Below are 12,970 nucleotides of genomic sequence, written 5' to 3' on the forward strand. Positions count from 1 at the left end.
GGAGCTTTAATGCCTAACAGTCTGACCTGGTGCGACCTGCCTGAAGATGTTTCTCAGTGGCCAGGGTTGCCGCTCTCGTTAAGTGGCGATGAGGTTATGCCGCTGGATTATCACGCTGGTCGCAGTGGCTGGCTTCTGTATGGTCGCAGCCTGAACAAAGCCCGTCTGACGGCGTATCAACGCAAACTGGGCGCGGCGATGGTGATTGTGGCGTCCTGGTGCGTGGACGATTATCAGGTTATTCGCCTTGCCGGATCGCTGACGCCGCGCGCGACGCGTCTGGCGCACGACGCGGGGCTGGACGTCGCGCCGCTCGGTAAGATCCCGCATCTTAAAACGCCGGGCCTGCTGGTGATGGACATGGATTCCACCGCCATTCAAATCGAATGTATCGACGAACTGGCGAAACTGGCCGGAACGGGTGAAATGGTTGCGGAAGTGACCGAGCGTGCGATGCGCGGCGAGATCGATTTTGCCGACAGCCTGCGTCACCGCGTGGCAACCCTGAAAGGGGCCGATGCCAACATTTTGCGCCAGGTGCGCGACGTGCTGCCGCTGATGCCGGGCCTGACGCAACTGGTCCTGAAACTCCAGTCGCTGGGCTGGAAGGTGGCTATCGCCTCCGGTGGCTTTACTTTCTTCGCCGATTACCTGCGCGAGAAGCTGCACCTGAGCGCCGTGGTCGCCAACGAACTGGAGATCATGGACGGTAAACTGACCGGGCAGGTGCTCGGCGATATCGTCGATGCGCAATATAAAGCCAACACCCTGACCCGTCTGGCCGCTAAATACGAAATCCCCGCCGCGCAGACCGTAGCCATTGGCGACGGAGCCAACGATCTGCCTATGATTAAAGTGGCGGGGCTGGGCGTGGCGTATCACGCCAAACCAAAAGTGAATGAAAAAACAGAAGTGACTATTCGTCACGCTGACCTGATGGGCGTGTTCTGCATCCTGTCGGGCAGTTTGAATCAGAAATAACGAGGTAAACGTGGCAAAAGCGCCGAAACGGGCATTCGTCTGTAATGAATGTGGGGCGGATTATCCGCGCTGGCAGGGGCAGTGCAGCGCCTGCCACGCCTGGAATACCATCACCGAAGTGCGCGTGGCGGCATCGCCGACGGTAGCGCGCAACGAGCGCCTGAGCGGTTACGCGGGTAATGCCGGCGTGTCGAAAGTGCAGAAACTTTCGGAGATCAGCCTTGAAGCGCTGCCACGTTTTTCCACCAGCTTTAAAGAGTTTGACCGTGTGCTCGGCGGCGGCGTGGTGCCAGGCAGTGCGATCCTGATTGGCGGCAACCCGGGTGCTGGGAAATCAACGCTGCTGCTGCAAACCCTGTGCAAGCTGGCCGAGCAGATGAAAACCCTGTACGTGACCGGCGAAGAGTCGCTGCAACAGGTGGCGATGCGCGCGCACCGTCTCGGCCTGCCGACGGCGAACCTGAACATGCTGTCGGAAACCAGCATCGAGCAGATTTGTATGATTGCCGATGAAGAGCAGCCGAAGCTGATGGTGATTGACTCGATCCAGGTCATGCACATGGCGGATATCCAGTCCTCGCCGGGCAGCGTGGCGCAGGTGCGTGAAAGTGCGGCCTATCTGACGCGCTATGCCAAAACGCGCGGCGTGGCGATTGTGATGGTCGGCCATGTCACCAAAGATGGCTCGCTCGCCGGGCCAAAAGTGCTGGAGCACTGTATCGACTGTTCGGTACTGCTCGACGGCGATGCCGATTCCCGTTTTCGTACCCTGCGCAGCCATAAAAACCGCTTCGGTGCGGTCAATGAACTGGGCGTGTTTGCTATGACCGAGCAGGGCTTGCGTGAAGTGAGCAACCCGTCGGCAATCTTCTTAAGCCGTGGCGATGAAGTCACCTCCGGCAGTTCGGTGATGGTGGTCTGGGAAGGGACGCGCCCGCTGCTCGTTGAAATCCAGGCGCTGGTCGATCAGTCGATGATGGGCAACCCCCGCCGCGTGGCCGTGGGGCTTGAGCAGAACCGTCTGGCGATCCTGCTGGCGGTACTGCACCGTCACGGCGGTCTGCAAATGTCGGATCAGGATGTGTTCGTCAACGTGGTCGGCGGCGTGAAAGTCACCGAAACCAGCGCGGATCTGGCGCTGCTGCTGGCGATGGTTTCCAGCCTGCGCGACCGTCCATTGCCGAGTGATCTAGTGGTGTTTGGCGAAGTGGGGCTGGCGGGGGAAATTCGTCCGGTGCCGAGCGGCCAGGAGCGGATCTCCGAGGCGGCAAAACACGGCTTTAAACGCGCGATTGTGCCCGCGGCCAACGTGCCGAAAAAACCGCCGGAAGGTATGCAGGTCTTTGGTGTGAAAAAGCTTTCGGATGCGCTAACCGTTTTTGACGACTTATAATCACATCTTGTCGTCTTTCTGACGGCTGTTCTCCAGGCCCGGCAAGCGCCGGGCAGATCCACTTAGCAGGAGGCTCTTGTGTCATCATTTGACTATCTAAAAACGGCCATCAAACAGAAGGGCTGCACCTTGCAGCAGGTGGCGGACGCCAGCGGTATGACCAAGGGCTATCTCAGCCAGTTGCTTAACGCCAAAATCAAAAGTCCCAGCGCGCAAAAACTTGAAGCATTGCATCGCTTTCTTGAACTGGAGTTCCCCCGTCGGCACAAAACCGTCGGCGTGGTTTTTGGCAAGTTTTACCCTCTGCACACCGGACATATCTATCTGATCCAGCGCGCCTGTAGCCAGGTGGACGAGCTGCACATCATTATGGGATATGACGATACTCGCGATCGCGAGCTGTTTGAAAATAGCGCGATGTCGCAACAGCCAACCATCAGCGACCGCTTGCGCTGGCTGCTTCAGACTTTTAAGTATCAGAAAAATATCCGTATTCATGCTTTTAATGAAGAGGGGATGGAGCCGTATCCGCACGGCTGGGATGTCTGGAGCAACGGCATCAAAGCCTTTATGGAAGAGAAGGGTATACACCCGGACAGGATCTACACCTCCGAAGAGGCCGATGCCGAACAGTATCTGGCGCATCTGGAAATCGAAACGGTGCTTATCGATCCCAAACGTACTTTTATGAACATCAGCGGCGGCCAGATCCGCGCCAATCCGTTCCGCTACTGGGATTACATTCCTACCGAAGTGAAGCCGTTTTTTGTGCGTACCGTGGCGATTTTGGGCGGTGAATCAAGCGGCAAGTCGATGCTGGTAAACAAGCTCGCTAACATCTTCAACACCACCAGCGCGTGGGAATACGGGCGTGATTATGTCTTCTCGCATCTCGGCGGCGACGAGATGGCGCTGCAATATTCCGACTACGATAAAATCGCGCTCGGTCAGGCACAGTACATTGATTTTGCGGTGAAATACGCTAATAAAGTGGCGTTTATTGATACTGATTTTGTCACTACGCAGGCGTTCTGCAAAAAGTATGAAGGGCGTGAGCACCCGTTCGTGCAGGCGCTGATCGACGAATACCGCTTCGACCTGGTGATTTTGCTGGAGAATAACACCCCCTGGGTGGCCGACGGGCTGCGCAGCCTGGGCAGTTCGGTAGACAGAAAAGAGTTCCAGACGCTGCTGGAGTCGATGTTGCATGAGAACAAGATAGCGTATGCGCATGTGAAGGACGCGGATTATGATTCGCGGTTTTTGCGCTGCGTGGAGCTGGTGAAGGAGTTGATGGGGGAGCGGGGGGAGTAAGAACACCCTCACCCCGGCCCTCTCCCTGAGGGAGAGGGGGAAAGGCCAGCCCGCACCCGCTGAGAGATAGAGAGTGAGGGGGAATCCGCACTCGATCTGTCCCCTCTCCCATGGGGAGAGGGCCAGGGTGAGGGGAAGCCCGTTAACCTTACTTAGAAATACGCTTGTACTTAATACGCTTCGGCTCCAGCGCGTCTGCGCCCAGCGTGCGTTTCTTGTACTCTTCGTACTCGGTAAAGTTACCTTCAAAGAACTCCACTTTCCCTTCATCCTGGTAATCCAGAATGTGGGTCGCGATACGGTCAAGGAACCAGCGGTCGTGCGAGATCACCATCGCGCAGCCCGGGAATTCCAGCAGGGCGTTTTCCAGCGCGCGCAGGGTTTCGATGTCCAGGTCGTTGGTCGGTTCATCGAGCAGCAGCATGTTGCCGCCCACCTGGAGCAGTTTGGCTAAATGCAGACGGCCACGCTCACCACCGGACAGTTCGCCCACGCGTTTACCCTGATCCACACCTTTGAAGTTAAAGCGGCCCACGTAGGCGCGGCTTGGCATTTCGGTGTTGCCGATTTTCATGATATCCAGCCCGCCGGAGACTTCTTCCCACACGGTTTTGCTGTTATCCATTGCGTCACGGAACTGGTCAACGGAGGCCAGTTTCACGGTTTCACCCAGCTCAATGTTGCCGCTGTCAGGCTGTTCCTGGCCGGACATCATGCGGAACAGGGTCGATTTACCCGCGCCGTTCGGACCGATGATGCCGACAATCGCGCCTTTCGGTACGGAGAAGCTGAGATCGTCGATCAGAACGCGGTCGCCGTAGGATTTACGCAGATTGGTGACCTCAACGACTTTATCGCCCAGACGCGGTCCAGGTGGAATAAACAGTTCGTTGGTTTCGTTACGTTTCTGGTATTCGGTGTTGTTCAGCTCTTCAAAGCGGGCCAGACGCGCCTTGCCCTTAGACTGACGGCCTTTCGCACCCTGACGTACCCACTCCAGCTCTTTCTCAATGGATTTACGGCGAGCCGCTTCCTGAGAGGCTTCCTGCGCCAGACGCTGATCTTTCTGCTCAAGCCAGGAGGAGTAGTTGCCTTCCCATGGAATACCTTCACCGCGGTCAAGCTCCAGGATCCAGCCCGCTACATTATCAAGGAAGTAACGGTCGTGGGTGATCGCCACCACGGTGCCTTCGAAGTCGTGCAGGAAGCGTTCCAGCCAGGCGACGGATTCGGCGTCCAGGTGGTTAGTCGGTTCGTCGAGCAGCAGCATGTCTGGCTTTTCCAGCAGCAGACGGCACAGCGCGACGCGGCGGCGTTCACCACCGGAAAGTTTTTCGATTTTGGCGTCCCAGTCCGGCAGACGCAGCGCATCGGCGGCGCGCTCCAGTTGCACGTTCAGGTTATGACCGTCGTGCGCCTGGATGATCTCTTCAAACTTGCCCTGTTGCGCGGCGAGTTTATCGAAGTCTGCGTCCGGTTCAGCGTACTTCGCATACACTTCGTCCAGACCTTTCAGCGCGCTGACCACTTCAGCCACCGCTTCTTCCACGGACTCACGCACGGTGTGTTCCGGGTTCAGCTTCGGTTCCTGCGGCAGGTAACCCACTTTAAGACCCGGCTGCGGGCGCGCTTCCCCTTCGATATCGGTATCAATACCGGCCATGATGCGCAGCAGCGTGGATTTACCGGCACCGTTCAGGCCCAGTACGCCGATTTTTGCGCCAGGGAAGAAGCTCAGAGAGATGTTTTTCAGAATATGACGTTTCGGCGGAACCACTTTGCCGACACGATGCATGGTATAAACGAATTGAGCCACGTTGGACTTCGCCTCTTTTATCGTGATGTGAATATCCCGCTCAGGGGATAGGTGTTAACTGCGGAGTGTAGCCGTTTTCGCCGCCCAATCCCAGTCGACCCACGCGCGAGTGTTAAATTGCGCCTGAATGGTAAAAAAGTGTTCAGAGCGTGGCGCATTCTGGCCTGCCTGGTTAGCATAAAGTAACTGAACGCATGATGCGGCGAAGCGATTTATTTATAAGAGGAAATAGCCTGTGCAGAAAGCTAAACACGCCGCCTGGCGGTGGCTGGCGGTAAGCTGTTGTTTGCTGTCTATCAGTCATATGGCGCGAGCCGATTCGCTGGAAGAACAGCGCGACCGTTATGCACAAATTAAGCAGGCGTGGGACAACAAACAAATGGATGTGGTGGCGCAACTGATGCCCACGTTGCAGGATTATCCGCTCTATCCCTATCTGGAATACCGCCAGATCACCAGCGATCTGATGAACCAAACCAGCGTCAAAGTCTCGCAATTTATCGCCGCCAACCCGACGTTGCCGCCTGCCCGATCTCTGCAATCCCGTTTCGTGAATGAACTGGCACGACGCGAGGACTGGCGCGGTTTGCTGGCCTTCAGCCCGCAAAAACCGGGCAGCACCGAGGCGCAATGTAACTACTACACCGCGAAGTGGAACACCGGCCAGGCGACCGAAGCCTGGGAAGGCGCGAAAGAACTGTGGCTGACCGGGAAAAGCCAGCCTAATGCCTGCGACACCCTGTTCGGTGCGTGGCGCGCCTCCGGGACGCAGGATCCGCTGGCTTACCTTGAGCGTATTCGCCTGGCAATGAAAGCCGGGAATACCTCGCTGGTCAGGGTGCTGGCCAGTCAGATGCCTGTGGAGTATCAGACCATCTCCACGGCCATTGTGACGCTGGCGAACGATCCCAACAGCGTCCTGGATTTTGCCCGCACCACTGGCGCGACCGATTTTACCCGTCAGATGGCGGAGGAAGCCTTTACCAGCGTCGCGCGTCAGGATGTGGAAAACGCCCGCCTGATGTTGCCGTCGCTGGTGCAGGCGCAGCAGCTTAATGAAGATCAGACCCAGGCGCTGCGCGATATTATCGCCTGGCGGCTGATGGGTAACGACATCACCGACGAGCAGGCCCGCTGGCGTGACGATGCGATTATGCGCAGCCAGTCCACGTCGCTGGTCGAGCGCCGCGTGCGCATCGCGCTGGGGGCAGGCGATCGCCGTGGGCTGAATACCTGGCTTGCCCGCCTGCCGATGGACGCCAAAGAGAAAGATGAGTGGCGCTACTGGCAGGCTGATTTACTGCTGGAGCGTGGGCGTGAGGACGAAGCCAAACCGATTTTGCGCTCGCTGATGCAACAGCGCGGTTTCTATCCGATGGTGGCGGCGCAGCGGCTTGGTGAAGATTATCCGCTGAAGGTCGATAAGGCGTCCGGCACCGTCAGTCCGGCACTGGTGCAGGGGCCAGAAATGGCGCGCGTGCGCGAGCTGATGTACTGGGGGCTGGATAACACCGCCCGCAGCGAATGGGCGAATCTGATCACCAGTCGCACGGCGGGCGAGCAGGCACAACTGGCGCGTTACGCCTTTGAGCGGCAGTGGTGGGATCTGAGCGTGCAGGCGACGATCGCCGGGAAGCTCTGGGATCATCTCGAAGAGCGCTTCCCGCTGGCCTATAAAGATCTGTTTGATCGCTACACCAGCGGCAAGGATATTTCACAGAGCTACGCGATGGCCATTTCGCGTCAGGAGAGCGCGTGGAACCCGAAAGTTCGCTCGCCAGTGGGCGCAAGCGGCCTGATGCAGATCATGCCCGGCACCGCGACGCACACGGTGAAAATGTTCTCTATTCCTGGCTATACCAACCCGGCGCAGCTTCTGGATCCAGAAACGAACATCAACATTGGCACCAGCTATCTGCAATACGTCTATCAGCAGTTTGGCAATAACCGCATCTTCGCTTCAGCGGCCTATAACGCCGGGCCGGGTCGCGTGCGCACCTGGCTCGGTAACAGCGGCGGGCGCATTGACGCGGTGGCGTTTGTCGAAAGCATTCCGTTCTCTGAAACGCGCGGGTATGTGAAAAACGTGCTGGCCTACGACGCCTATTATCAGTATTTCATGGGCGGTAAGCCGACGCTGCTCACCGCAACGGAGTGGGGTCGCCGTTACTGATCGGTGTGGGTTGTGTTATGCTGATGTACTCGTTAGCGAGTATGGCGGTATAACATGACCCAACAATCCCCTTATTCAGCCGTTGTCGCTGAACAGCGCCACCAGGAATGGTTGCGCTTCGTTGAACTGCTTAAGCAATCCTATAAACAGGATCTGCATTTGCCGTTGTTGAATCTGATGCTGACGCCGGACGAGCGTGAAGCATTAGGCACGCGGGTACGCATTATTGAAGAACTGTTGCGCGGTGAGATGAGCCAGCGCGAGTTGAAAAACGAACTGGGCACCGGGATTGCGACCATCACCCGTGGCTCTAACAGTCTGAAAGCCGCGCCCGCTGAACTGCGTTTATGGCTTGAACAGGCGCTGCTCCGCGATCAGCGGTAGACCGCGTTGTGGAACGGGCTTAACGCGAGGATCACCGCCTGGTGATAGACGCTTGCCCGCGTCAGCTTACCTGCGGTGAAGACGCCAATGGCACCCTCTTTGCGTCCTATCTCATCAATGCCGGTGTAGTGTGACATCACCGGCCCCAGGGCTTCACCCGCCCGCACTTTATCCAGAATCACCGCCGGCAGCGGCAGGGTAGCGGAACGCGCTTCGCCGCGCTGATCCTGGCTTTCAATGACCACCCAGCTAAAGGTGCTGTCATCATCAATCCCCGCCTCAATCGCCACCCAGAAATCGGCCTGCGGTTTTTCACGGCGCGCATTTTCGACGCGATTACGTGCGCCAGCCCGCGTTTCTGTGCTGCCAAAAGGCTGTTCAGGAACGCCACTCTCGACGGCGACAGACTCAATATGGCAGGATCCTTCGCCGAAAATCTCGTTAAATGCGTGCAGAATAGCCTTAATTTTGGCGGGATTAGTGGTAGCTGAGACAACATGGTGCATAATCATTATCAACTCAGAAAAAAATTTCATCGCAGTATAACGGATAAAAAGCATGTTACAGGTATACCTTGTTCGCCACGGTGAAACGCAGTGGAACGCCGAGCGTCGTATTCAAGGGCAGTCAGACAGTCCGCTGACTGCAAAAGGGGAACAGCAGGCATGGCAGGTGGGTGAGCGGGCTAAAATGCTCGGCATCACGCACATTATTGCCAGCGATCTGGGACGTACGCGTCGCACGGCGGAAATCATCGCGCAAGCCTGCGGCTGCGAGATCACCTTTGATTCGCGTCTGCGTGAACTGGACATGGGTGTGCTCGAACAGCGCCATATTGAATCGCTGACCGAAGAGGAAGAGGGCTGGCGGCGTCAACTGGTGAACGGCACCGCGGATGGCCGTATCCCGGATGGCGAGTCGATGCAGGAGTTAAGCGATCGTATGCACGCGTCGCTGGCGACCTGTCTGGATCTGCCGGAAGGCAGCCGACCACTGGTGGTCAGTCACGGCATGGCGCTTGGGTGTCTGGTCAGTACGATCCTTGGGCTGCCTGCGTATGCGGAACGCCGTCTGCGTCTGCGTAACTGCTCAATCTCACGCATTGATTATCAGCAAAGCCCGTGGCTGGCGTCTGGCTGGGTGGTGGAAACTGCCGGGGACGTCTCGCATCTGGATGCCCCGGCGCTGGATGAATTGCAGCGTTAACGGCGAATGGGAATCAGGTACTCGCAGCGCAGTTGAATAGGCGGTTCCTGATTCCTGGCTTCATCGCGCGGGAAGAAACGTTCGATATCCACTCCCCGACGGCGGGTCAAATCCAGCATCGGCATACAGGTGCCATATAACGTCAGGATGAACTCCTGCAGCTTATTACCCGGCCCTTCATAAACGAACATCACGTACTCACCGCCTTCCAGTTTGACGGGATGGGCGTTTTCCATATGTCCATTGGCCAGATCGGGCGTAACGGCCGTGGTGTAATAGACTTCCTGTTCATCATCTTTATTCGGGCTTGGGCGCGATTCATGCAGCCCGTAAAGCGTCGCCGGAAGGCTTGGCGCATTACCCAAAAATTCCTGCCAGAACTGAATGCGCATTTGATGGCGGAAGGTAGAGATTTCTTCCAGCGTGCAGGAATAACTCTGCGTGGTACCGACGAGATCCGTTTCCGGCAGGGTGACAAACTGATATTGCGGCATAGCAAATTCACCCAGTTGCAGCGGCGGGCGAATGCCATACACGCTCCAGTCAGGCGAACGGCGATACAGCGCAGGCGTAAATTTAAACTGCTTTTTGAAGGCACGCGTGAAGGTTTGCTGAGAATCAAAACGGTATTGCAGGGCGATATCCAGAATGGGCCGCGCGGTTAAACGCAGTGCCACTGCCGAGCGGGACAGCCGACGTGCGCGGATATAAGCCCCGATGGGCAGACCGGTCACATCTTTAAACATCCGTTGCAAGTGCCACTTGGAATACCCGGCCTTCGCCGCCACATTATCCAGTGATAATGGCTGATCCAGGTGACTTTCCAGCCAGCTAAGCAGATCGCGAATAATCCCAGCCTGATCCATATAATGTCCTCATCCTTTAACAGCGGGTGCCTGATACTAAGGTAGCGGATGATAGCACTTTTTGTTGTTTTAGCATTCAGTGTTTTTTTTGTCCATCCGTGCTTTGAATGATTAGTTATGCTAATTATGTCCATATAATTCAGTTGGTTATGAACGTTTATGCTTCAATATCAAATAATTACTTCACGTCATTTTAAAGAATGGTAACAATATGAAATGTAAGTGCTTAATTCTGTGTTTAATGATGAGCGGTGTCGCGCAGGTGGCACACGCTGAAGAGATTGGTTCGGTCGATACCGTATTTAAAATCTTCGGTCCCGATCACAAAATCGTGGTGGAAGCGTTTGACGATCCTGATGTTAAAAACGTGACCTGCTATTTAAGCCGTGCGAAAACGGGCGGTATTAAAGGGGGCCTGGGGCTGGCGGAAGATACCTCCGATGCGGCCATTTCCTGTCAGCAGGTTGGCCCCATTGAGTTGAGCGAAAAGGTGAAAACCGGCAAAGCACAGGGCGATGTCGTGTTCCAGAAACGCACCTCGCTGGTGTTCAAGAAATTACAGGTGGTGCGTTTTTATGACGCCAAACGTAATACGCTCGCCTACCTGACTTACTCCGACAAGGTTGTTGAAGGTTCGCCGAAGAACGCTTTAAGCGCGGTGCCGATTATGCCGTGGGCTGCAAAATAAAAGGGAATGAGTGATGTCGCAACCGCTGATCTGGCTGGTCGAAGATGAAATCAGCATCGCAGAAACGCTGATCTATATGCTGCAACAGGATGGTTTTGCGGTGACGGCGTTTGAACGCGGCCTGCCAGCGCTTGAGGCTGCCACGCACCGGTTGCCGGATCTGGCGATTCTGGATGTCGGTCTGCCGGATATCAGCGGGTTTGAATTGTGCCGCCAGTTGCTGGCCCGCGAGCCGGGGCTGCCGGTTCTGTTTCTCACCGCCCGCAGCGATGAAATCGACAAACTGCTGGGGCTGGAAATAGGGGCCGACGATTACGTCGCGAAGCCTTTTTCGCCCAGAGAAGTGTGCGCGCGGGTGCGTACCATTCTCCGGCGCTTGCAGAAATCGACGCTCAGGCCCGCGATTATTCGCGTGGGGCAGTTCGAAATGGAGGAGTCGGCGGCGCTGATCCGCTGGTACGGCGAACCGCTGCTGCTGACGCGGTACGAATTTTTGCTGTTAAGAACCCTGATTTTGTCCCCCGGCCAGGTCTTTTCCCGCCAGCAACTGATGGACAACGTGTGGACCGATGCGGAAGAGAGTTTTGATCGCACCGTCGATACGCACATCAAAACGCTGCGTGCCAAACTGCGCGCCATCAATGAAAGCGTTTCGCCTATCAATACCCATCGCGGAATGGGTTACAGCCTCGGAGTCCGTTGATGCGCATCGGAATGCGTTTGCTGCTGGGGTATTTCCTCATCGTGGCGGTAGCCGCCTGGTTTGTGCTGGCGATATTCGTTCAGGAGATCAAACCCGGCGTGCGGCGGGCCACCGAAGGCTCGCTGGTGGACGCGGCGACCCTGCTGGCGGAAATCGCCCGTGAGGATATTCTTGCGGGACACCCACAAAACGGCGAACTGGCCGGGGCGTTTAGCGCCGTGCATAACCGCGCGATCAACGCCAACATCAGCGGCATCCACAAAGTACGCAATGAATACCATGTCTACCTGACCGATGCGGCCGGGAAGGTGATCTTTGATTCAAAAGGCGTGGCGCAAGGGCAGGATTACTCCCGCTGGAACGACGTCTGGCTGACGCTGCGCGGCAAATATGGCGCACGCAGTACGCCAACCGATCCCGAAAATGCAGAAAGCTCAGTGATGTATGTGGCCGCACCGGTAATCGATCAGGGCCGCATTATTGGCGTTGTCAGCGTCGGCAAAGCCAACAGCGCGCTGAATCCGGTTATTAAACGCAGTGAGCGGCGCATTCTGTGGGCGGGCGGGGCGCTGCTGGGAATTGCGTTGCTGATCGGCGCTGGCATGGTCTGGTGGATCAACCGCTCCATCAGCAGGCTGACGTATTACGCTGATTCCATTACTGAAAATAATCCGGTGCCGTTGCCTTCGCTTGGCAGCAGTGAACTGCGCAAACTGGCGCGGGCGCTGGAAAGCATGCGTATTAAGCTCGAAGGGAAAAATTACATCGAGCAGTATGTCTATGCGCTGACGCATGAGCTTAAAAGCCCGCTGGCGGCGATACGCGGCGCGGCAGAAATCCTGCGGGAAGGGCCGCCGCCGGAGGTGGTGGCGCGATTTACCCATAATATTCTGAGCCAAAACGCGCGGATGCAGTCGCTGGTGGAAAAGCTGCTTTCGCAGGCGAAGCTGGAGAACCGGCTCGATATCGCTTTCACGCCGGTGAATACGCGGGCTTTATTTTTGCAGCTCCAGGATGAACGCAGCGTGGCGCTGGCAGCTAAAGCCCTGCATCTGGAGTGCGGCGAGGAAGAGACGATCGTTTCCGGTGATGAAAACCTGCTCGCTCAGGCGCTGGGCAATTTGCTGGATAACGCCATTGATTTTACGCCATCCGGCGGCGCGATCCGGCTTTACACCTCTGAGCAGGGCAGCCGCGTTGAGGTTGTGGTCGAAGATAGCGGAAGCGGAATTCCTGATTTCGCTCAGGCCCGTATTTTTGAGCGCTTCTACTCACTCCCGCGGTCAAACGGCCAGAAGAGCAGCGGGCTGGGCCTGGCTTTCGTTCAGGAGGTGGCCCGCTTACATCAGGGTGACATCCGGCTGGAGAATCGTCCGCAGGGTGGCGTGACTGCCACGCTCACACTTCACCGTCACTTCACATAACTTCAATTTCTTCCCATTTAAC

General features: G+C 56.7%; 12 protein-coding genes. 9 read left to right on the plus strand and 3 right to left on the minus strand.

Going from position 1 to position 12,970, the window contains the following annotated elements:
* Positions 1–9 precede the first annotated feature (9 nt).
* The 3 genes from serB (at position 10) to nadR (ending at position 3,688) form a co-directional block, all read left to right on the plus strand.
* Positions 10–981: a phosphoserine phosphatase gene (gene serB, locus BM373_RS13510; RefSeq protein ID WP_090462237.1), complete on the plus strand. Its 972-nt coding sequence runs from the start codon at positions 10–12 to the stop codon at positions 979–981.
* 10 nt (positions 982–991) lie between these two features.
* Positions 992–2,374 (plus strand): DNA repair protein RadA, encoded by a 1,383-nt coding sequence (radA, locus tag BM373_RS13515; protein ID WP_090462239.1) that lies wholly within the window; start codon positions 992–994, stop codon positions 2,372–2,374.
* A 78-nt stretch (positions 2,375–2,452) separates the two neighbouring features.
* The gene (gene nadR / locus BM373_RS13520) at positions 2,453–3,688 is read left to right on the plus strand and encodes a multifunctional transcriptional regulator/nicotinamide-nucleotide adenylyltransferase/ribosylnicotinamide kinase NadR (RefSeq protein WP_090462241.1); all 1,236 of its coding nucleotides are present in this window, start codon (positions 2,453–2,455) and stop codon (positions 3,686–3,688) included.
* Between the two features lie 148 nt (positions 3,689–3,836).
* Here nadR and ettA read toward each other — a convergent pair whose 3' ends face one another.
* Positions 3,837–5,504, minus strand: coding sequence for an energy-dependent translational throttle protein EttA (ettA, locus tag BM373_RS13525; protein ID WP_090462243.1), 1,668 nt, complete (start codon positions 5,502–5,504; stop codon positions 3,837–3,839).
* Positions 5,505–5,739: 235 nt separating this feature from the next.
* On the opposite strand from ettA, the gene sltY reads away from it, so the two are divergent.
* Together sltY and trpR are read left to right on the plus strand one after the other, a co-directional pair.
* On the plus strand, positions 5,740–7,677 hold the full coding sequence (sltY, locus tag BM373_RS13530; RefSeq protein ID WP_090462244.1) for a murein transglycosylase: 1,938 nt from the start codon (positions 5,740–5,742) through the stop codon (positions 7,675–7,677).
* 54 nt (positions 7,678–7,731) lie between these two features.
* Positions 7,732–8,061 (plus strand): trp operon repressor, encoded by a 330-nt coding sequence (gene trpR, locus BM373_RS13535; RefSeq protein ID WP_090462246.1) that lies wholly within the window; start codon positions 7,732–7,734, stop codon positions 8,059–8,061.
* Here the strand turns inward: trpR and yjjX are convergent.
* Entirely contained in the window at positions 8,052–8,567 is a 516-nt protein-coding gene (gene yjjX, locus BM373_RS13540) for an inosine/xanthosine triphosphatase (RefSeq protein WP_090462613.1), read from the minus strand. The two genes, trpR and yjjX, sit on opposite strands and share 10 nt — an antisense overlap.
* 52 nt (positions 8,568–8,619) lie before the next feature.
* Here yjjX and gpmB point away from each other — a divergent pair, with 52 nt between their 5' ends.
* A complete protein-coding gene (gene gpmB / locus BM373_RS13545; RefSeq protein ID WP_090462248.1) occupies positions 8,620–9,267 on the plus strand; it encodes a 2,3-diphosphoglycerate-dependent phosphoglycerate mutase GpmB in 648 nt (215 codons plus the stop codon).
* Here the strand turns inward: gpmB and robA are convergent.
* Entirely contained in the window at positions 9,264–10,133 is an 870-nt protein-coding gene (gene robA, locus BM373_RS13550) for an MDR efflux pump AcrAB transcriptional activator RobA (RefSeq protein ID WP_090462249.1), read from the minus strand. The genes gpmB and robA overlap by 4 nt on opposite strands.
* 211 nt (positions 10,134–10,344) lie before the next feature.
* On the opposite strand from robA, the gene creA reads away from it, so the two are divergent.
* The 3 genes from creA to creC are packed head-to-tail and all read left to right on the plus strand — an operon-like array spanning position 10,345 to position 12,948.
* Entirely contained in the window at positions 10,345–10,821 is a 477-nt protein-coding gene (gene creA / locus BM373_RS13555) for a protein CreA (protein WP_090462251.1), read from the plus strand.
* Between the two features lie 13 nt (positions 10,822–10,834).
* Positions 10,835–11,524: a two-component system response regulator CreB gene (creB, locus tag BM373_RS13560; RefSeq protein ID WP_090462253.1), complete on the plus strand. Its 690-nt coding sequence runs from the start codon at positions 10,835–10,837 to the stop codon at positions 11,522–11,524.
* Positions 11,524–12,948 carry a two-component system sensor histidine kinase CreC gene (creC, locus tag BM373_RS13565; RefSeq protein ID WP_090462255.1) on the plus strand — a complete coding sequence of 475 codons (1,425 nt, stop codon included), beginning with the start codon at positions 11,524–11,526 and terminating at the stop codon, positions 12,946–12,948. The genes creB and creC overlap by 1 nt, the downstream gene beginning before the upstream one ends.
* Positions 12,949–12,970: the final 22 nt, after the last annotated feature.

Source organism: Enterobacter sp. kpr-6, from assembly GCF_900116015.1.
In the GTDB taxonomy this organism is placed as follows: Bacteria; Pseudomonadota; Gammaproteobacteria; order Enterobacterales; family Enterobacteriaceae; genus Enterobacter_D.